Source organism: Kitasatospora sp. NPDC088861, from assembly GCF_044750105.1.
Classification (GTDB): Bacteria; Actinomycetota; Actinomycetes; order Streptomycetales; family Streptomycetaceae; genus Kitasatospora.
Window position 1 is genome coordinate 615489 of sequence record NZ_JBIVJF010000001.1, and the last position, 24156, is coordinate 639644.

Sequence of the window (24156 nt, forward strand, 5' to 3'; positions counted from 1 at the left end):
GCACCCATCGGGTGTCGTCCCCGGCCCGGCTCAGCCCTGCGACAGCCGCAGACCGTCCTCGCCCGGGGCCAGGCTGTCCAGGATCCGGTTCAGGTCCTCCACCGAACCGAACTCCAGCACCACCTTGCCCTTGCCCAGCTTGCCGCCGCGCTGCGACACCTCGACCTTGACCCGGGTGTCGAAGCGGTCCGACAGCCGGCTCGCCAGATCGTTGAAGGCCGGGGAGATCAGCTTGCCCGCCTTCGGCGCCTGGCGCTTCGGCTTCCGGTCCTCCTCCTCGGCCATCAGCGCGACGATCTCCTCGGTGGTCCGCACCGAGAGGCCCTCCGCGACGATCCGCTTGGCCAACAGCTCCCGCCGCTCGTCGTCCGGCACCCCGAGCAGCGCCCGGGCGTGGCCGGCGGTCAGCACTCCGGCGGCGACCCGGCTCTGCACGGTGGGCGAGAGCTTCAGCAGCCGCAGCGTGTTGGAGACGTGCGAACGCGAGCGGCCGATCCGGTCGGCCAGCTCGTCGTGGGTGCAGGAGAAGTCCCGCAGCAACTGGTCGTAGGCGGCCGCCTCCTCCAACGGGTTCAGCTCGGCCCGGTGCAGGTTCTCCAGCAGGGCGTCCAGCAGCAGCTTGTCGTCCTCGGTGGCGCGAACGATCGCCGGGATCTGCTTCAGCCCGGCCTCCTTGGAGGCGCGCCAGCGGCGCTCGCCCATGATCAGCTCGAAGCGATCGGGCGCGACCTGGCGCACCACGATCGGCTGGAGCAGACCGACCTCCTTGATCGAGACGACCAGCTCGGCCAGCTTGTCGTCGTCGAAGACCTCACGCGGCTGACGCGGGTTGGACGTGATCGCGTCCAGCGGCAGCTCCGCGAAGAAGGCACCGGCCGCCAGCGCCGGCTGCGCCTGCTCGGCCCGCTTCTCCGCGGCCGCCCGGGCCGCCACCGTGCCGCGGCCGGTCGGCAGCGTCGGTACCGAGGTCGGGGACGTCGCGCCGGTCGCCCCCACCGGGGCCGGTGCGGGCGCGGCCCCGCCGTCCACCGGCACGGCGGGGCGGATCAGCGCCTCCAGCCCTCGTCCCAAACCCCTGCGACCGCTCACCGATGACCCTCCGTCGTACCGTGCTGTGCCACCGGGGCTCCGTGCCCCGTACCGCTGCCGTGCCGCTGCTGCCCCAGGAGCGGGCCGCCGCCCGTCCCCGCCGCGCGCAGCCCGAGCTCGCGGGCGGCCTCCAGGTAGGAGAGCGCCCCGGTCGAGCCCGGGTCGTAGGTGAGGACCGTCTGACCGTAGCTGGGCGCCTCCGAGATGCGCACCGAGCGCGGGATCGCGGTGCTCAGCACCTCCTGCGGGAAGTGCGTCCGGACCTCCTCGGCGACCTGGGCGGCCAGCCTCGTCCGGGCGTCGTACATGGTGAGCAGGATGGTCGAGACGTGCAGCGCGGGGTTGAGGTGCGCGCGCACCAGTTCGACGTTGCGCAGCAGCTGGCCCAGGCCCTCCAGCGCGTAGTACTCGCACTGGATCGGGATCAGCACCTCCCGCCCGGCCACCAGGGCGTTGACCGTCAGCAGGCCCAGCGAGGGCGGACAGTCGATCAGGACGTAGTCCAGCGGCTGCTCGTAGGCGGCGATGGCGCGCTGGAGCCGGCTCTCCCGGGCCACCAGCGACACCAGCTCGATCTCGGCGCCGGCCAGGTCGATGGTCGCGGGGACGCAGAACAGCCCCTCGACGTCCACCACCGGCTGCACCACGTCGGCGAGCGGCTTGCCCTCGACCAGGACGTCGTAGACGGAGGGCACCTCGGCATGGTGGTCGATGCCGAGGGCGGTGGAGGCGTTGCCCTGCGGGTCGAGGTCGACGACCAGGACGCGCAGTCCGTGCATGGCGAGCGAGGCGGCCAGGTTGACGGTGGTGGTGGTCTTGCCGACCCCGCCCTTCTGGTTGGCGACCACGATCACCCGGGTGGCGCCGGGGCGGGGAAGACCCTCACCCGCTCGGCCGATCGCCTGAACCGCAGCCTGGGCAGCCCTCGCGATGGGCGTGTCATCGATCTGGTCGATGGTCTCCGAGTCCTGCATGAGGGTCAGTGTTTCACGTGAAACCGGAGCGGCAACAGTCGCCGCCCGGCTGCGGCCGAGGATTCCCGAGAGCAAGGAGCGACGTTTCACGTGAAACACCATGCCCGCTATGTCGGAAATCTGACGTTGCGACACGCCGGTGTCCTCCCGTCGACCGGCCGTCACCCCGACGGCCACCGGAACGCCGACGGGCGGGCGGCTCCCCCCTCAGGAGGAACCACCCGCCCGTCGTCGAGCGTGTCCGGCGTCACCCGCCTCAGCGGCTGCGGCGCCGCCCGCCCCGGCTGCGCTCGCCGGTCCGGGCGCCCGCGTTCCGTCCGGCCCGGGCCGCCTTCGCCCGCCGGGTCGCGGCCTTCACCCCGCCGGGGCTCTCCCCCGCCTTGACCTGGACCACCCGGGTCGAGGTCTCCAGGGTGCCCTCGCCGACCGAGATCACGCTCCACTCGACCGCACCCAGCTTGGTCAGCCCGGCCCGCGAGTCGGCCAGCTCCTGCTCGGCGCTGTCGCCCTTGAGCGCCAGCATCTGCCCGTGCGGACGGAGCAGCGGCATCCCCCAGCCGGCCAGCCGGTCCAGCGGCGCCACCGCCCGAGCGGTCACCACGTCCACCGCGAGCTTGCCGACCATCTCCTCGGCGCGGCCGCGCAGCACCGTGACGTTCTCCAGCCCCAGCTCCCGGACGACCTCCTCCAGGAAGGTGGTCCGCCGCAGCAGCGGCTCCAGCAGCGTCACCGAGACGTCCGGACGGGCCAGCGCCACCGGGATGCCCGGCAGGCCGGCACCGGAGCCGACGTCGCACAGGGTGGAGCCGGCCGGCAGCAGCTCCGCGAGCACCGCGCAGTTGAGGACGTGCCGGTCCCAGAGCCGGGGCACCTCGCGCGGCCCGATCAGCCCGCGCCGCACGCCCGCGGTGGCCAGCAGCTCGGTGTAGCGGACCGCGGCGTCGAAACGATCACCGAAGACCTCCCGGGCGACGGCCGGGGCCTCGGCCAGCTCGGGCACCTCGGTCGCCTCGACCGCCTCGGCGGCCGGCCCCGCAGCGGCCGGATTCACGTCGTCCGCCCCCGGCCGGCCAGCGGCCGCGTTCTCCGTGTCCATCTCGACCTCTCCGATCCCCGGATCCACCGACCCGCTCTCCGCACAGTTTCACGTGAAACATCTCGCGCCGGGCCCACGCCCCGCGAAGGGACGACGACCCCGCCCGCACGAGGCGGACGGGGTCGCGTCCGGTGAAGCCCACCGGCCGCCTCGGCGGCCGGTCGTCGTACCGCCGGCCTCAGACCGGCAGCACGACCACGCACCGCTCGGGCTCCTCGCCCTCCGACTCGCTGCGCAGACCGGCGGCCGCGACCGCGTCGTGGACGACCTTGCGCTCGAAGGGCGTCATCGGCCGCAGCTTGACCTGCTCGCCGCTGCTCTTCGCCTGCTCGGCGGCCTCGGCACCGAGCGCGGCCAGCTCGGAGCGCTTGCGGGCCCGGAAGCCGGCAATGTCCAGCATGAGGCGGCTGCGCTCCCCGGTCTCCCGGTGGACAGCCAACCGGGTCAGCTCCTGCAGCGCCTCCAGCACCTCGCCGTCCTGGCCGACCAGGCGCTGCAGCGCGCGGTCGTTGCCCTCACCGACGATGGAGACCAGGGCGCGATCGCCCTCGACGTCCATGTCGATGTCACCGTCGAGGTCGGCGATGTCGAGCAGACCCTCCAGGTAGTCCGCCGCGATGTCGCCCTCCTGCTCCAGTCGGGCGATGACGATCTCGTCGGTGCTGGCGGCGGCCTCGGCCTCGACGGCGGAGGTGGTGCCTTCCGTCACTGATGGACTCCTTCGGAGATGGGCCCAGATTGGTGGGCCGGGAACGAAGCTCTGCGCACTGTCACAACGGGTCCAGGGCCGGTCAGGACTTCTTCTTCGGCCGCTGGCCGCCACGCTTGGGCTGCTGCCGAGCGGTGCCCGGCTTGGCCGCGCCGGGCTTGGCCGGGCCCTGCTGGGCGGCCGCCGGCTTGGCACCGGAGTCGGCCGGGACGGTGTCGGCGGGCTCCTCGGCCGGGGCCTCGGTGTCCTTGGTCAGGTCGGCGGTCTGCTGACCGGCACCGCTCTGCTGGCGCTGCGCCTTGGTCTGCTTGCGGGGCTGCTGGCGGCGTGCCTGCGCCGACTCCTCGACCACGGCGGCCGCCGCCGAGGCGGCGTCGAGGGTCGACTTGGACGGGGGCAGCAGGCCCCAGAGCGCGCCCTTGATCTCCGAACCGTCCGGGTTCAGCCGGCCGGCCTTCTTCAGACGGACCTGCCGCTCGTCCCACGCCTTGCTGCCCGGGGTCGGGTTGTTGTGGATGACGATCAGCTGCTGGCCCATCGACCAGACGTTGGTGGTCAGCCAGTAGACCAGGACACCGACGGGGAAGTTGATGCCCATCACGGCGAACATCACCGGGAAGACGTACATCAGCATCTTCTGCTGCTGCATGAACGGCGTCTTGACCGTGAGGTCGACGTTCTTGGTCATCAGCTGGCGCTGGGTGATGAACTGCGACAGCGACATCATGATGATCATCACCGCGGTGACGATCTTGACGCTGGTCTCGTGGCTGCTGACGAAGGTCGCGGAGAGCGGGGCACCGAAGATGTGCGCCTTGCCGGCGCTCAGCAGCAGGTCGCCGTGGATGACGCCGATCGGCTCGCTCTTGGCGACCTTGGCGAGCACGCCGTAGAGGGCGGTGAAGAACGGCGCCTGCACGATGATGGGAAGGCAGCTGGAGAACGGGTTGGTACCCGCCTCCTTGTACAGCTTCATCATCTCTTCGGACTGGCGCTGCTTGTCGTTCTTGTAGCGCTCCTGGATGGCCTTCATCTTCGGCTGGATCGCCTGCATGGCCCGGGTCGCCTTGATCTGCTTCACGAAGAGCGGGATCAGGCAGATCCGGATGACGACCACCATCGAGGCGATGGCCAGACCCCAGGCCCAGCCACCGTCCGGGTCGAAGATGTTGCTGTACAGCGAGTGGAACTGGACGATGATCCAGGACACCGCTGTGTACAGGGGATTCAGGAAGGAGAAGGTCACCGGTCAGGCTCCTTGGACATGTGGATTGGCCCCTCGGGGCCAATGGTCGCCGGGCCCTCGGGGTCCGGACCGGCGGGGGTCGTGGTCACCGGCTGTCCGGTGGCGGACCGGCTGCTCAGCCAGTCTCGCAGCCGCCGGTGCCACACCGGATGCTTACGCGGCGGAACGTGATCGACCCCGCCGGGCGTCCACGGATTGCAGCGCAGGATGCGCCACACGGTCAGTCCGCCGCCCTTGACCGCCCCGTGCACCTTCACGGCCTCGTAGCCGTAGTGCGAGCAGGAGGGGTAGTAGCGGCAGACCGGACCGAGCAGTGGGCTGATGGTCCACTGGTAGACCCTGATCAGACCCATCAGCAGGAACTTCATCGTCCTGCTCCCGTCGGCGCCGTCGTGGCGGACTCCACCTTCAGCAACCGTTTCAGCGCCGCGTCCAGGTCACGTTCGAGGTCCTGGTACGAGGCGGTCGCGGCCTGGGGCAGCGCACGCACCACTATCAGGCTACCGGCGGGCAGCCTGGACAGACGATCACGAACGAGGTGCCGCAACCGGCGCTTGACCAGGTTGCGAACGACCGCCGGGCCGACGGCCTTGCTCACGACGAAACCCGCACGCGCCGAAGGAGTCCCCTCGGCGACGTGCGGGCGGGAGTCGCTGGTCCGGTCGGTCTGCCCCTTGGGGTCGCCTTCTCTGCTGAGATGGACGACCAGAAGGGGCCGGCCGGCCCGGCGACCGCGTTTCACCGCGGTCGCGAAGTCCTGGCGCCGCCGCAGCCGATTCTCGGAGGGCAGCACAACAGACTCTGTCGTGGATCAGGCGGACAGGCTGGTGCGGCCCTTGCCACGGCGGGCAGCCAGGATGGCGCGGCCGGCGCGGGTACGCATACGCAGCCGGAAGCCGTGGGTCTTCGCGCGACGACGGTTGTTCGGCTGGAAGGTGCGCTTGCTCACTCGGGGGCTCCTGAGGTGAATCGTAGGATGACGGGGGATCGCTTGGCCGTCACCGTGCGTCCGCGTGATCTCCCCTGATTCGGAAATCCGACCCATCGCCCCAGTTCGGCTGGGGTTCAGGGCAATCCACGGCGCCCGTGCTGCGCGCCTTATGGAGCGGGTGGACCCGCGGACATGCGGCAGCGGCCATCGACAACTCGACCTGGTTACGGTACGCGGGACGGGGCACGAGGGTCAAACCAGCTTTTTCGAGCGGCCCCCCCAGAGGGTGCCCGGAGTCCCCTTCGCCCACAGCCTGTGGACAACGACTTGATCCGGCTCTGTTCGCTGACTACCGTTGCAGGACTTGTCTGGTTTGTTCTTCGTGTTCTTCCTCGTGGGGTCGGTCCGCCGGAGACGGACCCGCCGATCCACAGTCTCCTGATCCACCACCCCCTGCTGGAGCCGCGGGGAACCGAGAAAGCGTGCACCAGTGGCTGATGTCAACAGCGACCTCGTCCCGGTCTGGGCGAGAGTCGTCGAGCGGCTGGTCAGCGACCCGGACGTCGGGGAGATGGACAAGCAGTGGGTGCAGCGCACCCAGCCGATGTGGATGATGCACGACACCGCCCTGCTGGCGACCCCCAACGAGCGGGCCAAGCAGGTGCTGGAGGGCCGGCTGCTGCCGCAGCTCACCGAGGCCCTCAGCCGCGAACTCAGCCGCCCGGTGCGGATCGCCGTGATGGTCGACGCCAACGCCGTCCCGACCACCCCCGCACCCGCTGCCCAGGCCCCGGCCGAGCCGTACCCCGGCCCGACCGGGGAGGATGCCGGCGGCTACGGCGGCCAGGACTACCAGCAGCCGTACGAGCAGGACTACGACCGGCCCCGCTACGACACCGGCGGCTACGAGCAGCGCCCCGCGCCGTACGGCGGCCCGGCGGCCGGCCCGGCCTGGCCCGGCTACCCCGAGCAGGGTGGCTACCCGGAGCAGGGCGGCGGCTACCCCGACCAGAACGGGTACCAGGAACAGGGCGGCTACCCCGAGCAGGGCGGCGGCTACCAGGAGCAGCCCCCCGGCTACCGCGAGGCCGACGAGCCGTCCCGGCCGGCGCCGCGCCCGATGCCCGGCCCGCCCGCGACCACCCAGGGCGACCTGTTCGGCGGCGCCTACGGCCCCGGCCCGAACGAGCAGCCCCGCGCCGGCGCCGGCCGCCGCGCCCCCGGCTCACGCCCGGCCGGCGGCCGTCCCGCGGACAAGAACGCGCCGGAGCGCGCCACCGAACGCCCGGCCGTCCCCGGCGTGCCCGCCCCGCCCGGCGCCCCGCCGGCCGGCGGCTCCCGCAAGGACGAGCCGGCCGCCCGGCTGAACCCCAAGTACCTCTTCGACACCTTCGTCATCGGCGCCAGCAACCGCTTCGCGCACGCGGCGGCGGTGGCGGTCGCCGAGGCCCCGGCCAAGGCGTACAACCCGCTCTTCATCTACGGCGAGTCCGGGCTGGGCAAGACCCACCTGCTGCACGCCATCGGGCACTACTCGCGCAGCCTCTTCCCGGGCACCCGGGTGCGCTACGTGTCCTCGGAGGAGTTCACCAACGAGTTCATCAACTCGATCCGGGACGGCAAGGCGGACACCTTCCGCCGGCGCTACCGGGACATGGACATCCTGCTCGTGGACGACATCCAGTTCCTCGCGAGCAAGGAGTCCACGCAGGAGGAGTTCTTCCACACCTTCAACACCCTGCACAACGCGAACAAGCAGATCGTGCTCTCCTCGGACCGGCCGCCCAAGCTGCTGACCACGCTGGAGGACCGGCTGCGCAACCGCTTCGAGTGGGGCCTGATCACCGACGTCACCCCGCCGGAGCTGGAGACCCGGATCGCGATCCTGCGCAAGAAGGCGATCCAGGAGCAACTCAACGCCCCGGCCGACGTGTTGGAGTTCATCGCGTCCCGGATCACCCGCAACATCCGGGAGTTGGAGGGCGCCCTGATCCGGGTCACCGCCTTCGCCAACCTCAACCGGGCGCCGGTGGACCTGGAGTTGGCCGGGATCGTCCTCAAGGACCTGATCCCGGGCGGGGACGAGGACGCCGGGCCGGAGATCACCGCGCAGGTCATCATGCAGCAGACCGCCGCGTACTTCGGGCTGGGTGTGGACGACCTCTGCGGATCCTCGCGCAGCCGCGTCCTGGTGACGGCCCGTCAGATCGCCATGTACCTCTGCCGGGAGCTGACCGACCTCTCGCTGCCGAAGATCGGCGCGCAGTTCGGCGGCCGCGACCACACCACGGTGATGCACGCGGACCGCAAGATCCGCTCGCTGATGGCCGAGCGCCGGTCGATCTACAACCAGGTCACCGAGCTGACCAACCGCATCAAGAGCTAGCCGCAGGGCCGGTGGCGGGCCGGGGCCGGATCCGGCGCCGAGGTGGCCGGAAAGGGCGTCAGGAGCGATCCTGACGCCCTTTTCTCATGTCCGCAGGTGTGCTTCGGGCGCCGGCTGGGCAGAGATGCCGTCGACGGACGTTGCGCCAGTCCACAGCCCGCGCCGAACATCTGACCGGTGATTCGAAAACCGGGGCCGCGCAGGGCAGTTGTCCACAGGGCGGGCACCTTCCCCGTAGTCCACAGGCCGGGGCGTCCGAAGTTATCCAGAATTCGTCCACAGGCGTGTCGCCGCTACGCTCTTCCGCGCAGGTCAGGTGCCTGTGGACTTGTGCACAACCGTTATCCACAGGGTGTGGACAATTGACGGGTCGCCAATGGGCCATCCGGGTTGTCCACCGGTTGTCCCCAGGGGAGGGGCGGTTATCCCCAGGTTGTCCACAGCATGATCCACAGTTCGACAAGCGTGGGGCGGCGTTCATGCCCTGGTGTGAAAGGCGTCACGTAAAGTTGACCGACACCCGTGGATAACCGGGCCCGGATCTGGGGACAGCCCTGGGGATAACCTGTGGATACCCAGCGTGCCCTGTGGGTAACGCTCCGCTGTCCACAGCACCGCGTGTTCGTCCACAGCCGCCGTCCACACCCGCTGTGGACAAAAAAGTGGGTCTGACCTGGGGAAACGGGGTTATCCACGGTTTCCACAGGCCCTACTACTACCACTACACATTTAGACCCATCGACTCGCTTGAAAGTGGGTGGGCCCCGAATCTGTGGACAACCGCGCCCCGACATCTGTTCGGCTTGCTTCCGCCCGTCTGCCCCGTCTGTCGGCGGAGTACGTCAGACTGTCCTCGGCGACTGGAAGCGGAGTGGCACAGCTCGGTGGACAGCCCGACCGACGATCATGATCAGACGAACCAGAGTGCGAGCGGGAGCGCTCGATCCAGGAGGCGGTTACCGGTGAAGTTCCGGGTGGAGCGTGACGTCCTCGCGGAGGCGGTGGCCTGGGCTGCCCGCAGCCTCCCGGCACGGCCGCCGGTGCCGGTGCTGGCCGGCCTGCTGCTGACGGCACAGGACGGCAGCCTGGCGCTGTCCGGCTTCGACTACGAGGTCTCGGCCCGGGTCGAGCTGGAGGCCGACATCGAGGAGGCCGGCACCGTCCTGGTCTCCGGTCGGCTGCTGAACGACATCTCGCGCAACCTGCCGAACCGGCCGGTGGAGATCTCCACCGACGGCCAGCGGGTCAGCGTGGTCTGCGGCAGTTCCCGATTCACCCTCCCCACCCTCCCGGTGGACGAGTACCCGGCGCTGCCCCAGATGCCGACCGCCACGGGCACCGTCTCGGGCGACGTGTTCGCCTCCGCGGTCAGCCAGGCCGCGGTGGCCGCCGGCCGCGACGACACCCTCCCGGTGCTCACCGGTGTCCGGGTCGAGATCGAGGGCGACCGGATCACCCTGGCCGCCACCGACCGCTACCGCTTCGCGGTCCGCGACCTGCTGTGGAAGCCCGAGCAGTCGGACATCTCGGCCGTCGCCCTGGTGCCCGCCAAGACGCTGCAGGACATCGCCAAGTCCCTGGGCAGCGGCGACAACGTCTCGATCGCGCTCTCCTCGGGCGGCGCGGGCGAGGGCCTGATCGGCTTCGAGGGCGCCGGCCGCCGGACGACCACGCGGCTGCTGGAGGGCGAGTTCCCCAAGTTCCGCAGCCTGTTCCCGACGGAGTTCAGCGCCGTCGCCGCGATCCAGACCCAGCCCTTCCTGGAGGCGCTCAAGCGCGTCTCGCTGGTCGCCGAGCGCAACACCCCGGTCCGGCTCAGCTTCGAGCAGGGCGTGCTGACCCTGGAGGCGGGCTCGGGCGACGACGCCCAGGCCACCGAGCGGATCGACGCCGACCTGGAGGGCGACGACATCTCGATCGCCTTCAACCCGGGCTACCTGGAGGAGGGCCTCAAGGCCATCGACTCCGCCTACGCCCAGCTGAGCTTCACCACGCCGACCAAGCCCGCGCTGCTCAGCGGCAAGGCCTCGGTGGACGCCGAGGAGGACAAGGCGTACCAGTACCTGATCATGCCGGTCCGCCTCTCCGGCTGACCTCGAGGCCGCTGCCCGCAGGCCGTCACCCACAGGCTGTGCACACCGGCTGTGCACAGCCTGTGGGCGTCCTCCCCCGGTCGGCCCGACCACAGGGAGCCGCCACCGCCGCAGCGCGTAGGCTCGGGGCGTGCGGCAACGGCGCCGCCGGCAGGCACGTCACCACAGGTAAGGACTTGGTCATGGAGCTCGGCCTCATCGGTCTCGGCAAGATGGGCGGCAACATGCGCGAGCGGATCCGCCGCGCCGGCCACACCGTCATCGGCTACGACCGCAACCCGGACATCTCCGACGTCGAGAGCCTCCAGGAGCTCGTCGCCAAGCTTCAGGGCCCGCGGGTGATCTGGGTGATGGTCCCGGCCGGCGCCGCCACCCAGGCGACCGTCGACGAACTCGCCGAGCTGCTCTCCCCCGGCGACGTGGTGGTCGACGGCGGCAACTCCCGCTGGACCGACGACATCAAGCACGCCGAGGCGCTGGCCGCCAAGGGCATCGGCTTCGTCGACTGCGGCGTCTCCGGCGGCGTCTGGGGCCTGGAGAACGGCTACGCCCTGATGTACGGCGGCGACGCCGAGCACGTGGCCCGCGTCCAGCCGGTGTTCGACTCGCTCAAGCCCGAGGGCGACTTCGGCTCGGTGCACGCGGGTGCCGTGGGCGCCGGCCACTTCGCCAAGATGGTCCACAACGGCATCGAGTACGCGATGATGCAGGCGTTCGCCGAGGGCTGGGAGCTGCTGGAGGCCGCCCCCGAGGTCACCGACGTGCGCGAGGTCTTCCGCAGCTGGCAGGAGGGCACCGTCATCCGCTCCTGGCTGCTGGACCTGGCCGTCCGCGCGCTGGACGACGACGAGCACCTGGCGAAGCTGCGCGGCTGGGCCGCCGACTCCGGTGAGGGCCGCTGGACCGTCGAGGCCGCGATCGACCACGCGGTGCCGCTGCCGGCGATCACCGCCTCGCTGTTCGCCCGCTTCGCCTCCCGCCAGGACGACTCGCCGCAGATGAAGATGATCGCCGCGCTGCGCAACCAGTTCGGCGGCCACGCGGTCGAGTCCAAGTAACCCGCACCTCCCCAGAAGGCGAGCGCAGTCCACAGCCATGCACGTCGCGCATCTGTCGCTCGCCGACTTCCGGTCGTACGCCCGGGTCGAGGTTCCCCTCGACCCGGGCGTGACGGCCTTCGTCGGGCCCAACGGCCAGGGCAAGACCAACCTGGTCGAGGCGGTCGGCTACGTCGCCACGCTGGGCAGCCACCGGGTCGCCACCGACGCCCCACTGATCCGGCTGGGCGCCGAGCGGGCGGTGGTCCGCACCTCGGTGGTGGACCGCGGCCGCACCACCCTGGTCGAGCTGGAGCTGACCCCGGGCAAGGCCAACCGGGCCCGGATCAACCGCTCCGACAACGTCCGCCCGCGCGACGTGCTGGGCCTGCTGCGGACCGTCCTGTTCGCGCCCGAGGACCTCAGCCTGGTCAAGGGCGACCCGGGTGAGCGCCGCCGTTTCCTGGACGAGCTGCTGACCGCCCGGGCCCCCCGGCTGGCCGGGGTCCGACAGGACTACGAGAGGGTCCTCAAGCAGCGCAACGCCCTGCTGAAGACCGCCGCGATGGCCCGCCGGGCCGGTGGCGGCAAGGGCGCCGACCTCTCCACCCTGGAGGTCTGGGACGGCCATCTGGCAAGGGCCGGAGCCGAGTTGACGGCCTTCCGGATCCAGCTGGTGGCTTCCCTCCAGCCGTTGGTGGCGGCCGCGTACGGGCAGCTGGCCCCGGGCGGTGGCGACACCGTCCTGGAGTACCGCAGCTCCTTCGAGGGCGGGCTGCCGACCAGCCGCGAGCAGGCCGAGGAGCAGCTGCTGAACGCGTTGCAGGCGGTCCGCAAGCAGGAGGTGGACCGGGGCATCACCCTGGTCGGCCCGCACCGCGACGAGCTGGTGCTCAGCCTCGGCCCGCTGCCCGCCAAGGGCTACGCGAGCCACGGCGAGTCCTGGTCGTTCGCGCTGGCGCTGCGGCTGGCCTCGTACGAGCTGCTGCGCGCCGACGGCGGCGAGCCGGTGCTGATCCTGGACGACGTGTTCGCCGAGCTGGACGCGGCCCGCCGGGACCGGCTGGCCGAACTGGTGGCCGGCGGCGAGCAGGTGCTGGTCACCGCGGCGGTCGCCGAGGACGTGCCGAAGACGCTGGCCGGCGCCCGGTTCGCGGTCGCCGACGGCGCCGTCCGCCGGATCGACGCCTGACTCCCCCCGCACCTTCGCAATCGCCGTCCGGGCACTCCCGTAGGCTGGACGGCTCACCGGCGCGCGTCCGCGACCGTTGTCCACAGGCTGGGGAAAGGAGATCGCCGTGAGCGAGCCGGCGGAGCACTCCCCCCGGCCGGGCGACCCGGCGCCGACCGGCGCCGACCTCGCCCGCTCCGCGCTGCGGGCGGCCCGGGCCCAGGCGCGGCAGCGCGGCGAGCAGGTCCGGGAGAAGCGCGAGGCGAAGCGGCACGGCCTGCGCAGCGGAGCCCGGTCGGACGGCCGTGACCCGGTCCCGCTGGGGGCGGCGCTGAACCGGCTGCTGACCGAACGGGGCTGGGAGTCCTCGGCCGCGGTCGGCGGGGTGATGGGCCGTTGGCCCCAGATCGTCGGCCCGGACATCGCCGCGCACTGCCACCCCTCCTCCTACGACGACACCGCCGCGGTGCTCACCGTGCAGTGCGACTCCACCGCATGGGCCACCCAACTGCGGTGGCTGGCAAGACAGTTGGTAGCCCGTCTGAACCACGAGCTGGGCCACGGCACGGTCCGCACCATCAAGGTGCTGGGCCCGGCGGCGCCCGCCCGCGGCTACGGCCGGCTGCGCGCTCCGGGGAGCAAGGGGCCGGGCGACACCTGGGGCTGACCGGGTTGCCGGCCCGTCGCCGGGGGCGCGGAGCGGACCGCGATCTTCCGGAATCCCTGACAGCCCTTCCAGGCGCTCTGGGCCCCCGGGGCGAGTATCGGGACATGTCCAGAGGGGATTCAGGGCGGCATATCTGCCTTCAAGGGCTGCCAAACGCCCATCTCTGTCAGTCGTACCGGTAGACTGAGAGCCAAACACTGTTGCTAGTGGCAACCGAGTCGAAACGCCGTGGTCGCACGCCCGCCCACACGGGGCGGGAATGCGGCCCGTGCTGTGCCAGAGAGGGCGCTTCGTGGCCGATTCCGGCAACCCCAGCCAGATCCCAGACCAGACCGACCAGGCTTCCTACACCGGTAGCAACATCCAGGTGCTGGAAGGCCTCGACGCCGTCCGTAAGCGCCCCGGCATGTACATCGGCTCCACCGGCGAGCGAGGCCTGCACCACCTGGTGCAGGAAGTGGTGGACAACTCCGTCGACGAGGCGATGGCGGGGTACGCCGACACCATCGACGTCACGATCATGGCCGACGGCGCCATCCGCTGCGTCGACAACGGCCGCGGCATCCCGGTGGACATCGTCCCCGGCCAGGAGAAGCCGGCCGTCGAGGTCGTGCTCACCGTCCTGCACGCCGGCGGCAAGTTCGGCGGCGGCGGCTACGCCGTCTCCGGCGGTCTGCACGGTGTCGGCGTCTCGGTCGTGAACGCGCTGTCCACCCGCCTGTCGGTGGAGATCCACCGCGACGGCTCGCGCTTCACCCAGGACTACAAGGCCGGTGCGCCGACCGCTCCGCTGGCCACGCACGAGGGCTCCGAGCAGACCGGCACGACCGTCACCTTCTGGGCCGACCCGGAGATCTTCGAGACCACGGTCTACTCCTTCGAGACGCTGTCCCGGCGCTTCCAGGAGATGGCCTTCCTCAACAAGGGCCTCTCCATCTCGCTCACCGACGAGCGCCCCGAGCACGTGGACGAGGAGGGCAAGCCGCTCACCGTCACGTACAAGTACGACGGCGGCATCGCCGACTTCGTCGCCCACCTCAACTCCCGCAAGGGCGAGGTGATCCACCCCTCGGTGATCGACTTCGAGGCGGAGGACAAGGACAGGGCGATCTCGGTGGAGATCGCGATGCAGTGGAACTCCTCCTACACCGAGGGGGTCTACAGCTTCGCCAACACCATCCACACGCACGGCGGCGGTACCCACGAGGAGGGCTTCCGCGCGGCGCTGACCGGCCTGGTCAACCGCTACGCGCGGGACAAGAAGCTGCTCCGGGAGAAGGACGACAACCTCTCCGGCGAGGACATCCGCGAGGGTCTGACCGCGATCATCTCGGTCAAGCTCGGCGAGCCGCAGTTCGAGGGCCAGACCAAGGACAAGCTCGGCAACACCGAGGCGAAGACCTTCGTCCAGAAGGTCGTCCACGAGCACCTCAACGACTGGTTGGACCGCAACCCCAACGAGGCCTCGGACATCATCCGCAAGTCCATCCAGGCCGCCACCGCGCGCGTCGCCGCCCGCAAGGCCCGCGACCTCACCCGCCGCAAGGGCCTGCTGGAGTCCGCCTCGCTGCCGGGCAAGCTCTCCGACTGCCAGTCCAAGGACCCGGCCGAGTGCGAGATCTTCATCGTCGAGGGTGACTCCGCCGGCGGCTCGGCCAAGCAGGGCCGCGACCCGCGCACCCAGGCCATCCTGCCGATCCGCGGCAAGATCCTGAACGTCGAGAAGGCCCGGATCGACAAGGTGCTGCAGAACACCGAGGTCCAGGCGCTCATCTCGGCCTTCGGCTGCGGCATCCAGGAGGACTACGACGAGTCCAAGCTCCGCTATCACAAGATCGTCCTGATGGCGGACGCCGACGTCGACGGTCAGCACATCCGCACCCTGCTGCTCACCCTGCTGTTCCGCTTCATGCGGCCGCTGGTCGAGTCCGGGTACGTCTACCTCGCCATGCCGCCGCTGTACAAGATCAAGTGGGGCAAGGACGACTTCGAGTACGCCTACTCCGACCGCGAGCGCGACGCGCTGATCGCGGCCGGGGTCGAGGCCGGGCGCCGGCTCCCCAAGGACGACGCGATCCAGCGCTTCAAGGGTCTCGGCGAGATGAACGCCGAGGAGCTCCGGGTCACCACCATGGACGCCGAGCACCGGCTGCTCCTCCAGGTCACCCTGGAGGACGCCGCCCGCGCCGACGAGCTGTTCTCCGTGCTGATGGGCGAGGACGTCGAGGCACGCCGCTCCTTCATCCAGCGCAACGCCAAGGACGTCCGCTTCCTGGACGTGTGACGCCGCCCGACCGGCAGCGAAGCACGTACCAGTCCGCGTGAAAGGAAACTGACCACCAGTGGTCGACGACAACCGTCCCGAAGGCGAACAGCCCGAGACCCCCACAGCCGCCGAGGCCACCGCCCAGGTGACCATGCGGATCGAGCCGGTCGAGCTCGAGACCGAGATGCAGCGCTCGTACCTCGACTACGCGATGAGCGTGATCGTCAGCCGGGCGCTCCCCGAGGTCCGCGACGGGCTCAAGCCGGTGCACCGGCGCGTGCTCTACGCGATGTACGACGGCGGGTATCGCCCCGAGAAGGGCTACTACAAGTGCGCCCGCGTCGTCGGCGACGTCATGGGCAACTACCACCCGCACGGTGACACCTCCATCTACGACACCGTCGTCCGCCTGGCCCAGCCGTGGTCGCTGCGGATGCCGCTGGTGGACGGCAACGGCAACTTCGGCTCCCCGGGCAACGACCCGGCCGCGGCCATGCGCTACACCGAGTGCAAGATGATGCCGCTCGCCATGGAGATGATGCGCGACATCGACGAGGGCACCGTCGACTTCGCGTCCAACTACGACGGCCGCTCGCAGGAGCCGACCGTCCTGCCGGCGCGCATCCCCAACCTGCTGGTCAACGGTGCCACCGGCATCGCGGTCGGCATGGCCACCAACATCCCGCCGCACAACCTGCGCGAGGTCGCCTCCGGCGCGCTCTGGGCGCTTGAGCACCCGGACGCCTCCAACGAGGAGCTGCTCGAAGCCCTGATCGAGCGGATCAAGGGCCCCGACTTCCCCACCGGCGCGCTGATCGTCGGCCACCGCGGGATCGACGACGCCTACCGCACCGGCCGCGGCTCGATCACCATGCGCGCCGTGGTCGAGGTCGAGGAGATCCAGGGCCGCCAGTGCCTGGTGATCACCGAGCTGCCGTACCAGGTCAACCCGGACAACCTCGCGCTGAAGATCGCCGACCTGGTCAAGGACGGCAGGGTCGCCGGCATCGCCGACGTCCGCGACGAGTCCTCGTCCCGCACCGGTACCCGCCTGGTGGTCGTGCTCAAGCGCGACGCCGTCGCCAAGGTCGTGCTGAACAACCTCTACAAGCACACCGAGCTGCAGACCAACTTCGGCGCCAACATGCTGGCCCTGGTCGACGGCGTGCCGCGCACGCTGTCGCTGGACGCCTTCATCCGGCACTGGGTCAACCACCAGGTCGAGGTCATCGTCCGGCGCACCACCTTCCGGCTGCGCAAGGCCGAGGAGCGCGCCCACATCCTGCGCGCCCTGCTGCGCGCCCTGGACATGATCGACGAGGTCATCGCGCTGATCCGGGCCTCGGCGAGCGCCGACGCGGCCCGCACCGGCCTGATGGGGCTGCTCTCCATCGACGAGCTCCAGGCCAACGCCATCCTGGAGATGCAGCTGCGCCGCCTGGCCGCCCTGGAGCGCCAGCGGATCATGGACGAGCACGACGAGCTGCAGCGCAAGATCGACGAGTACAACGCGATCCTGGCCTCGCCGACCCGCCAGCGGGAGATCATCTCCGAGGAGCTCACCGCGATCGTCGAGAAGTACGGCGACGAGCGGCGCTCCACCCTCATCCCGTCCGACGGCGACCTCTCGATCGAGGACCTCATCGCCGAGGAGGACATCGTCGTCACGATCACCCGTGGCGGCTACGTCAAGCGGACCCGCTCCGACCTCTACCGCTCGCAGAAGCGCGGCGGCAAGGGCGTGCGCGGAGCGCAGCTCAAGCAGGACGACATCGTCGACCACTTCTTCGTGACGACGACGCACAACTGGATCCTGTTCTTCACCAACAAGGGCCGGGTCTACCGCGCCAAGGGCTACGAGCTCCCGGACGCCGGGCGCGACGCCCGCGGCCAGCACGTGGCCAACCTGCTGGCCTTCCAGCCGGAGGAGCACATCGCCCAGGTGATGGCCGTGCGCACCTACGAGGACAAGCCCTACCTGGTCCTCGCCACCCGGGCCGGCCTGGTGAAGAAGTCCGCGCTGAAGGACTACGACTCCCCGCGCTCCGGCGGCCTGATCGCGATCAACCTGCGCCAGGACGAGGAGGGCCAGGACGACGAGCTGATCGGCGCCGAGCTGGTCTCCGCCGAGGACGACCTGCTGCTGGTCTCCAAGAAGGCCCAGTCGATCCGCTTCACCGCGACCGACGACGCGCTGCGGCCCACCGGCCGCGCGACCTCCGGCGTCAAGGGCATGGCCTTCCGCGAGGACGACGAAATGCTCTCGATGAACGTCGTCCGCCCGGGAACGTACGTGTTCACCGCCACCGACGGCGGGTACGCCAAGCGCACGGCCGTGGACGAGTACCGTGTCCAGGGGCGTGGCGGCTACGGCACCAAGGCGGCGAAGATCGTCGAGGGCCGGGGCTCGCTGGTCGGCGCGCTCGTGGTCGACGACACCGACGAGATCATGGCGATCACCCTGTCGGGTGGGGTGATCCGCACAAGGGTTTCCGAAGTTCGTGAAACCGGACGTGACACCATGGGCGTCCAACTGATCAACCTCGGTAAGCGCGACGCGGTCGTGGGCATGGCCCGCAACGCGGAAGCCGAGGACGAGGAGACGGTGGAGGACGAGGTCGCGGACACCGCTTCCACCGAAACGGCTGAGGGTGCGGAGACGACGGCCGGCGGCGACGCCGAGGTCTGAACCGAACCACGGGCCGGTGCCGTCGCGTCCTGATAGAGGGGCGTGGCGGCACCGGCCGCCCACCAGTTCCGGGCAATCCCGCCGGGCGCTGGATGACGAGTGACGAAGCAGGGCGGTGCCGCCGTCCTGGTGGGAAGTGCGGGAGGACCAGGTGAGTGGAGCCACGGGTGCTGCGGGAGGACCCTCCGGCGGCCGTCCGGGCGCGCAGGGCGGGGGTGGGTACGGCGCGCCGCAGCCGCCGGCCGAGCACTCGGCCGCGTCCACCTCGCTGATGCCACCGGTCGGCGGAGCGGGACAGGGCGGCGCGACCTACGGCGGACAGACGCCCCCGCCGCCGGGGGCCCCGGCGCCGGGCGCGAGCGGATTCTCGCAGCCGACCACCTATGCCAAGGGGCAGCCGACCCCGGCCCGGGGGACCCGGACCAGCGGCAACACCCCGCCCGGCGGCACGCCCGTCCCGGGCACGGCGCGCCGGCCGGCCCCGGCCGCCCCACCGGCGGCCGCCGGTGTCGGCCTCGGCCGGACCCGCAAGGCCCGGCTGCGGGTGACCAAGGTGGACCCGTGGTCGGTGATGAAGGTCAGCTTCCTGCTGTCGCTGGCCGTCGGGATCATCATCATCGTGGCCGCGGCGGTGCTGTGGATGACGCTGGACTCGCTCGGCGTCTTCGACTCGCTGACCAAGACCCTCAAGGACGTCACCGGCTCGGACAGCACCGGCGGCCTCAACCTGATGGACTACGTGGGCTTCGGCAAGGTGATGACCTTCACCTCGCTGATCGCCGTGGTCGACGTCGTCCTGCTGACGGCGCTGTCCACGCTCTCGGCGTTCATCTACAACGCGGCGGCCGGCTTCACCGGCGGCGTCGAGCTGACCCTGGCCGAGGAGGACTGACCCCGGTCGGATCCTGACCCCTGGTCAGTTCGCCGTCCACGGACGGAATGGACGGGCCCCGCAGGCTGTTGCAGCCTGCGGGGCCCGTCGGCATTTCGGGTGACAGCCGGCCGCCCGCGGCGTGCCGCCCGGGAGCGGGCCGGCCGCGGTGGGATTAGCTGGGTGGCGCCCGGTCCACGCCTGGGAGTGCCGCAGGCCGCCCCCGGTCCGCCCGACCGGGTCAGGAAACGTTCCGCAGGACGGCTGGACGGAGGCGCGCGGTGGCGAAGCTCGCAGGTCAACTGGTCGAGGCCCTGGACGGGCTGTTGGGGGTTCCGGTACCGCTGCGGGTCCAGGCCTGGGACGGCAGCGTCGCCGGGCCGCCGGGAGCCCCCACGGTCGTCCTGCGCAACCGGCGGGCCCTGCGCCGCCTGCTCTGGCAGCCGGGCGAGCTGGGCCTGGCCCGGGCGTACGTCGCGGGGGACCTGGAGATCACCCCCGGCACCGACCTCTACGAGGTGCTCTCGGCCGTCGCCCGGTTCGTCGAGCGGCCGGAGATCCGCCGCCTCGACCTCGGCCCGCGGGACGTGCTCGGCGCCGGCGGGCGCCGCGTCCTCGCGGCCGCGCTGCGGGCCGGGGCGCTCGGCCCCGAGCCCACGCCGCCCCAGGAGGAGGTCCGCAGGGCCCGCGGGCGGCTGCACAGCCGCAGCCGGGACCGCGCGGCCATCAGCCACCACTACGACGTCGGAAACGACTTCTACGGGCTCGTCCTGGGCTCCTCCATGGTCTACTCGTGCGCCTACTGGACCCCGGAGGCCAAGAGCCTGGAGGCCGCCCAGGAGGCCAAGCTCGACCTGATCTGCCGCAAGCTCGGCCTCCGGCCCGGGATGCGCCTGCTGGACGTCGGCTGCGGCTGGGGCTCGCTGCTGCTGCACGCGGCCGAGCACTACGGCGTCACCGCGGTCGGTGTCTCCATCTCGCGGGAGCAGGTCGCGCTGGCCCGCCGGCGGGTCGAGGAGGCCGGCCTGGCCGGGCGGGTGGAGGTCCGGCTCCAGGACTACCGGGAGATCGTCGACGGCCCGTTCGACGCGATCTCCAGCGTCGGGATGGCCGAGCACGTCGGCTCCGAGCAGTACCGGGTCTACGCCGAGGGCCTGCACCGGCTGCTGGTGCCCGGCGGCCGGCTGCTCAACCACCAGATCGCCCGCCGCCCCGACCGCCCCGGTGAGCCGCACCGCACCAGCCCCTTCATCGACCGCTACGTCTTCCCCGACGGCGAGCTCTCCCCCGTCGGTTCCACCGTGGCCCGGCTGGAGGAGGCCGGCTTCGAGGTCCGGGACGTCGAGTCGCTGCGCGAGCACTACGGGCTGACCCTGCGCGAATGGGTGGCCAACCTGGAGGCGCACTGGAGCGAGGCGGTCCGGCTGGTCGGCCGCGGCCGGGCCCGGGTCTGGCGGCTGTACATGGCCGCCAGCGCGCTCGCCTTCGAGGAGAACCGGATCGGGATCAACCAGATCCTCGCCGTCCGCAGCACCGAGGAGGGCTCGGCCGGCCTCCCGGCGACCCGCGAGGAATGGCTGCTGCGCCCGGCCGCCGGAGCGCCGCCGCTGGTCGGCGGGGTGCCCGCCGGGAACCCCGTCGGCCCGGATTTGGGAGATCGGCCATCGGTCCGCTAATCTTTCAGTGCGGCAAGGGCCTATAGCTCAGACGGTTAGAGCGCTTCCCTGATAAGGAAGAGGCCACAGGTTCAAGTCCTGTTAGGCCCACCACCGCGAAGGGCCCGGAGTGATTCACTCCGGGCCCTTCGACGTTTCCCCCGCCGTTGCGGGAACCGCGCGTCCCGCCGGGCTGTTCTCCGGGGAGGGAACGTGTGGAGGGATGGTGACGACATGGCGGTCTTCTGGGCGATGAGCATCCCCGGACTGGTCTGCGCCCTGGTGGTGCTCGCGGTGGTCGACCAGCTCGCGCTGCGGGCGCGCCGGTCACGCTGGGTGCCGTGGCGGGGGACCGGCCGGGAGGGGCAGATCTCGGCCACCGGCTTCGAGCAGCTGCACGCGCAGTTCGCCGCCGGCAAGCAGCACGAGCTGGACGAACGCGGCACGACCCTGATGCTGCGCGACGAGGAGGGCGAGGGGGCGCCGCCCCGGACGAAGGTCGACCTGGCGGGCGGGAAGGCCGTGGTGGTGACGCCGTCGAACCGCCCGTCCGACCGCTCGTCGGACCACCCGTCCTGCGCCCCGCCGGGCACGCCGTAGGGCCCGGCCGGGGAGGGTCGGCCGTACGGCAGGAGGTGCGGCGTCAATCCTCGGCCCGGACCGCCGGGTTGGCCGCAGCGGTGGCTGGTCACGATTGGGACACTGGTGTGTATCATCGGCCGCAAGGGCAGTCTGGCACCCGGCAGCCCGTTCGCGATCGAAACACATCTGGACTCGTCGGCCCGGTCAGTCCGGCCGGAGCACCGGCTCTTGAGTCCGCCAACGCAAGAAGGACGAGGTCCCGCGGTGAAGAAGCTTCTCCTGGTCGCCCTGGTCGCCCTCGGCGGCTTCTTTGTCTACCGTCAGGTCCAGGCGGACCGCGCCGAGCAGGACCTGTGGACCGAGGCCACCGACCCGGTTCCGGCCGGTCGCTGAGCCCGGACGATCCGACGATCAACGATCTTCGGAGGCGCTTCACCGCGCCTCCAGGGCCGGCCGGCCCGGTCACCCGACCGGATCGGCCGGATCCCAGGCACCGCCCGGACGCCGCCTCGGCGGCAGGTCCGGTCGGCCCGGGGGGAGGGCGCCGGGAACGGCGCCGGAACCCGGTACGCTAGTGCCCGTCGGCACCCGCGGTGCCGTCGAGGGGCATTAGCTCAGTTGGTAGAGCGCTGCCTTTGCAAGGCAGATGTCAGGAGTTCGAATCTCCTATGCTCCACAGCTCATCGCAGTCGTGACGCCGATCGGCCGCTGACCTGAATCCCGGTCAGCGGCCGATCGGCGTTTCCGCGTCCTCAGGGCGTGTCCGACACGCCCTGAGGGCCGGGCGACGGGTCAGTGCGGCCCGCGCGGGTCGTGCGGCCTGGGGTGGCCGCCGTCGCCGTCGCCGTCGTTGTCGGGCCGGCCGGGCGGCGGAGCGGGCTCGGTGGCCGCGTCCCCGGCCCGGGGCCCGCCGGGAGCGGCCGGGGCGCTCTGCGGGGCGCCGGCCGCGTCGACCGACCCGGGGGTCGTCGCGCCGGCGGCGTGCGCCCCGGCGGGTTGCTCGGCCCGGTCGGTCGGGGGTTCGACCAGCCACTCCGGGTTGCTGTGCCGGCGCCACCACTGCCAGGCCACGATCCCGCCGCCGATCGCCAGCGCACCGGCCACGGCGAGGCCGGTGGCCAGGCCGTTGCACCGCTTCCTCCGGGCGTTGCGGGCGGCGAGGTGGCTGATCTCGGCCGAGGTGACGTTGCCGTGCAGCGCGGTCAGCGCGGCGGCGCCCCGGGTCTGGGCCTCCTGGGCGACCGGGGTGACGGCGGCGCGGGCCTCCTCGACGGCCTGGGCGACCCTGGGGCCGACCGTGGAGCGGGCCTGGTCGGCGGCGCGGGCGGCGGAGAGCCGGGCTGCCAGAGCGGCCTCCTGGGCGCGGTGGAAGGCCTTCAGGGCGTTCTGCTGGGCTTCGGGCGGCAGACTGGCGAAGGCGTGACCGAACTGCGGGGCGATGTGCCGGTCGTACTGGACGCGGAGGCTCTGGGCGGCCTGGGCGGCTTTCGGCCCGAAGGTGTCCAGGGCCGGGCCGAGGCGCTGCTTGGCGCCGTCCGCGAGGTGCGCGGCGGTGTCCCGGGTCTTGGTGGCCGTCTCACGAGCCGAGTCCGAAAAGGTCACGAGTCTCTCCTCCTGGGTGGCGTCCTTTATGCACATATCCACCTGAATGCTGATCATGCATGCTGATTTGTCCACCGGCATGTCGGAGTGGGCCGTACGCGGGGTGCGGAAGGAGCCGGGGAGCGGGCCCGATGTCGGATCCGCCGCAGTAGGCTGGCGATTTCGGCGTCCCGTACGGGAGGGGAAGAACCTCATGCTGACCGGCTGCTACCGGCATCCGCAGACGGCCACCGGCGTCTCCTGCACCCGCTGCGAGCGGGCGATCTGCCCGCAGTGCATGGTGACCGCCTCGGTGGGCTTCCAGTGCCCGGAGTGCGTCGGCGGCGGGCATGCCGGGACGCGGCGGGCGACCACCCGGTTCGGCGGGGCGATCGCCCAGGACGGCGGGCTGGTCACCAGGGTGCTGATCGGCATCAACGTGGTCGTCTTCGTGCTGGCCGCCTACGTGCTCACGCCGCGGCTGGGCCAGGTCTGGGAACTGTACAGCGCCGGGCGGGCCATCCTGGGCGGTCCGGACGGTGTCGCCGCCGGGCCCTCCCAGTGGTACCGGCTGCTGACCTCGGTGTTCCTGCACCTGCAGTGGTGGCACATCGGGATGAACATGGTGGTCCTGTACTGGCTCGGTCCCGCACTGGAGACGGCACTCGGCCGGCTGCGCTTCCTGGCCCTCTACCTGCTCTCCGGCCTGGGAGGCAGCACCCTGGCCTTCCTGATCGACGGCAACGCGCTGCGGTCGGTGGGGGCCTCGGGCGCGATCTTCGGGCTGATCGGCGCCACGGTGGTGATGCAGCTGCGGAACCGGGGCCCGCTCGGCCCGGTGATGGCGTTCCTGGTCTTCAACCTGGTCGTCACCTTCTCGCGGACGAACATCGACTGGCGGGCGCACATCGGCGGCCTGGTGGTGGGCGCGCTGACGGCGGCCGGTCTGATGTACGCCCCGCGCGAGCGCCGCGGCCTGGTCCAGGGGCTGGCGTTGGCGGGGTCGCTGGCCGTGGTGGCGGCGATGCTGATGATCGGGATGGCCCGCTACGGCGCGTGACGCCGAGGGCGTTTGTCCACAGCGGGTGCGGGGTTGTGCACAGGCTGTGTGCC

General features: G+C 71.3%; 21 protein-coding genes and 2 tRNA genes. 14 read left to right on the forward strand and 9 right to left on the reverse strand.

Features of this window, described 5'->3' with window-relative positions; translation table 11 throughout:
- Window positions 1-30 precede the first annotated feature (30 nt).
- From ACIP37_RS02660 to rpmH, 8 genes are all read right to left on the reverse strand, one after another.
- On the reverse strand, window positions 31-1089 hold the full coding sequence (locus ACIP37_RS02660; RefSeq protein ID WP_400804299.1) for a ParB/RepB/Spo0J family partition protein: 1059 nt from the start codon (window positions 1087-1089) through the stop codon (window positions 31-33).
- Window positions 1086-2036, reverse strand: a complete 951-nt coding sequence (locus tag ACIP37_RS02665; protein WP_350876943.1) for a ParA family protein — start codon at window positions 2034-2036, stop codon at window positions 1086-1088. The genes ACIP37_RS02660 and ACIP37_RS02665 overlap by 4 nt, the downstream gene beginning before the upstream one ends.
- Window positions 2037-2319: 283 nt before the next feature.
- A complete protein-coding gene (rsmG, locus tag ACIP37_RS02670; RefSeq protein ID WP_363579873.1) occupies window positions 2320-3159 on the reverse strand; it encodes a 16S rRNA (guanine(527)-N(7))-methyltransferase RsmG in 840 nt (279 codons plus the stop codon).
- Between the two features lie 178 nt (window positions 3160-3337).
- Entirely contained in the window at window positions 3338-3868 is a 531-nt protein-coding gene (locus ACIP37_RS02675; RefSeq protein WP_363579874.1) for a R3H domain-containing nucleic acid-binding protein, read from the reverse strand.
- 82 nt (window positions 3869-3950) lie between these two features.
- Window positions 3951-5114: a membrane protein insertase YidC gene (yidC, locus tag ACIP37_RS02680; RefSeq protein ID WP_363579875.1), complete on the reverse strand. Its 1164-nt coding sequence runs from the start codon at window positions 5112-5114 to the stop codon at window positions 3951-3953.
- Entirely contained in the window at window positions 5111-5482 is a 372-nt protein-coding gene (yidD, locus tag ACIP37_RS02685) for a membrane protein insertion efficiency factor YidD (RefSeq protein ID WP_063348465.1), read from the reverse strand. The genes yidC and yidD overlap by 4 nt, the downstream gene beginning before the upstream one ends.
- Window positions 5479-5907: a ribonuclease P protein component gene (gene rnpA, locus ACIP37_RS02690; protein ID WP_350876735.1), complete on the reverse strand. Its 429-nt coding sequence runs from the start codon at window positions 5905-5907 to the stop codon at window positions 5479-5481. Before rnpA ends, yidD begins: the two co-directional genes overlap by 4 nt.
- 18 nt (window positions 5908-5925) lie before the next feature.
- Window positions 5926-6063, reverse strand: a complete 138-nt coding sequence (rpmH, locus tag ACIP37_RS02695; protein ID WP_030392420.1) for a 50S ribosomal protein L34 — start codon at window positions 6061-6063, stop codon at window positions 5926-5928.
- 472 nt (window positions 6064-6535) lie between these two features.
- Here rpmH and dnaA point away from each other — a divergent pair, with 472 nt between their 5' ends.
- From dnaA to ACIP37_RS02760, 13 genes are all read left to right on the forward strand, one after another.
- Window positions 6536-8431 (forward strand): chromosomal replication initiator protein DnaA, encoded by a 1896-nt coding sequence (gene dnaA, locus ACIP37_RS02700; RefSeq protein WP_400804303.1) that lies wholly within the window; start codon window positions 6536-6538, stop codon window positions 8429-8431.
- A 962-nt stretch (window positions 8432-9393) separates the two neighbouring features.
- Window positions 9394-10524, forward strand: coding sequence for a DNA polymerase III subunit beta (gene dnaN, locus ACIP37_RS02705; RefSeq protein WP_363579877.1), 1131 nt, complete (start codon window positions 9394-9396; stop codon window positions 10522-10524).
- 182 nt (window positions 10525-10706) lie between these two features.
- Window positions 10707-11582 (forward strand): phosphogluconate dehydrogenase (NAD(+)-dependent, decarboxylating), encoded by an 876-nt coding sequence (gnd, locus tag ACIP37_RS02710; protein ID WP_363579878.1) that lies wholly within the window; start codon window positions 10707-10709, stop codon window positions 11580-11582.
- Window positions 11583-11619: 37 nt separating this feature from the next.
- Window positions 11620-12753 carry a DNA replication/repair protein RecF gene (gene recF / locus ACIP37_RS02715; protein WP_363579879.1) on the forward strand — a complete coding sequence of 378 codons (1134 nt, stop codon included), beginning with the start codon at window positions 11620-11622 and terminating at the stop codon, window positions 12751-12753.
- Between the two features lie 106 nt (window positions 12754-12859).
- Window positions 12860-13399, forward strand: a complete 540-nt coding sequence (locus tag ACIP37_RS02720; protein WP_363579880.1) for a DciA family protein — start codon at window positions 12860-12862, stop codon at window positions 13397-13399.
- Window positions 13400-13667: 268 nt separating this feature from the next.
- A complete protein-coding gene (gene gyrB, locus ACIP37_RS02725) occupies window positions 13668-15683 on the forward strand; it encodes a DNA topoisomerase (ATP-hydrolyzing) subunit B (protein ID WP_363579881.1) in 2016 nt (671 codons plus the stop codon).
- A gap of 58 nt (window positions 15684-15741) precedes the next feature.
- Window positions 15742-18354, forward strand: coding sequence for a DNA gyrase subunit A (gene gyrA, locus ACIP37_RS02730; protein WP_363579882.1), 2613 nt, complete (start codon window positions 15742-15744; stop codon window positions 18352-18354).
- 151 nt (window positions 18355-18505) lie between these two features.
- Complete coding sequence (locus tag ACIP37_RS02735; protein ID WP_363579883.1) at window positions 18506-19246, forward strand: DUF3566 domain-containing protein; 741 nt, start codon at window positions 18506-18508, stop codon at window positions 19244-19246.
- A gap of 260 nt (window positions 19247-19506) precedes the next feature.
- Complete coding sequence (locus tag ACIP37_RS02740) at window positions 19507-20901, forward strand: class I SAM-dependent methyltransferase (RefSeq protein ID WP_400804310.1); 1395 nt, start codon at window positions 19507-19509, stop codon at window positions 20899-20901.
- 16 nt (window positions 20902-20917) lie between these two features.
- A tRNA-Ile gene (locus tag ACIP37_RS02745) sits at window positions 20918-20994 on the forward strand.
- Window positions 20995-21114: 120 nt separating this feature from the next.
- Window positions 21115-21480, forward strand: a complete 366-nt coding sequence (locus ACIP37_RS02750) for a DUF6191 domain-containing protein (RefSeq protein ID WP_363579885.1) — start codon at window positions 21115-21117, stop codon at window positions 21478-21480.
- 246 nt (window positions 21481-21726) lie between these two features.
- Window positions 21727-21855: a DLW-39 family protein gene (locus tag ACIP37_RS02755; RefSeq protein WP_014137031.1), complete on the forward strand. Its 129-nt coding sequence runs from the start codon at window positions 21727-21729 to the stop codon at window positions 21853-21855.
- Window positions 21856-22065: 210 nt separating this feature from the next.
- Window positions 22066-22138: transfer RNA gene (locus ACIP37_RS02760), tRNA-Ala, on the forward strand.
- 116 nt (window positions 22139-22254) lie between these two features.
- On the opposite strand, the gene ACIP37_RS02765 is transcribed toward ACIP37_RS02760, so the two are convergent.
- The gene (locus ACIP37_RS02765) at window positions 22255-23064 is read right to left on the reverse strand and encodes a DUF5324 family protein (RefSeq protein ID WP_363628008.1); all 810 of its coding nucleotides are present in this window, start codon (window positions 23062-23064) and stop codon (window positions 22255-22257) included.
- Window positions 23065-23257: 193 nt separating this feature from the next.
- On the opposite strand from ACIP37_RS02765, the gene ACIP37_RS02770 reads away from it, so the two are divergent.
- A complete protein-coding gene (locus tag ACIP37_RS02770; RefSeq protein ID WP_363587972.1) occupies window positions 23258-24103 on the forward strand; it encodes a rhomboid family intramembrane serine protease in 846 nt (281 codons plus the stop codon).
- Window positions 24104-24156: the final 53 nt, after the last annotated feature.

What these genes read in the sequence shown, in the direction of transcription:
- gnd (WP_363579878.1), top strand. Translation starts at nt 10,707, where the DNA reads ATGGAGCTCGGCCTCATCGGTCTCGGCAAGATGGGCGGCAACATGCGC.
- rsmG (WP_363579873.1), bottom strand. Translation starts at nt 3,159, where the DNA reads ATGGACACGGAGAACGCGGCCGCTGGCCGGCCGGGGGCGGACGACGTG.
- ACIP37_RS02750 (WP_363579885.1), top strand. Translation starts at nt 21,115, where the DNA reads ATGGCGGTCTTCTGGGCGATGAGCATCCCCGGACTGGTCTGCGCCCTG.
- ACIP37_RS02770 (WP_363587972.1), top strand. Translation starts at nt 23,258, where the DNA reads ATGCTGACCGGCTGCTACCGGCATCCGCAGACGGCCACCGGCGTCTCC.
- recF (WP_363579879.1), top strand. Translation starts at nt 11,620, where the DNA reads ATGCACGTCGCGCATCTGTCGCTCGCCGACTTCCGGTCGTACGCCCGG.
- yidD (WP_063348465.1), bottom strand. Translation starts at nt 5,482, where the DNA reads ATGAAGTTCCTGCTGATGGGTCTGATCAGGGTCTACCAGTGGACCATC.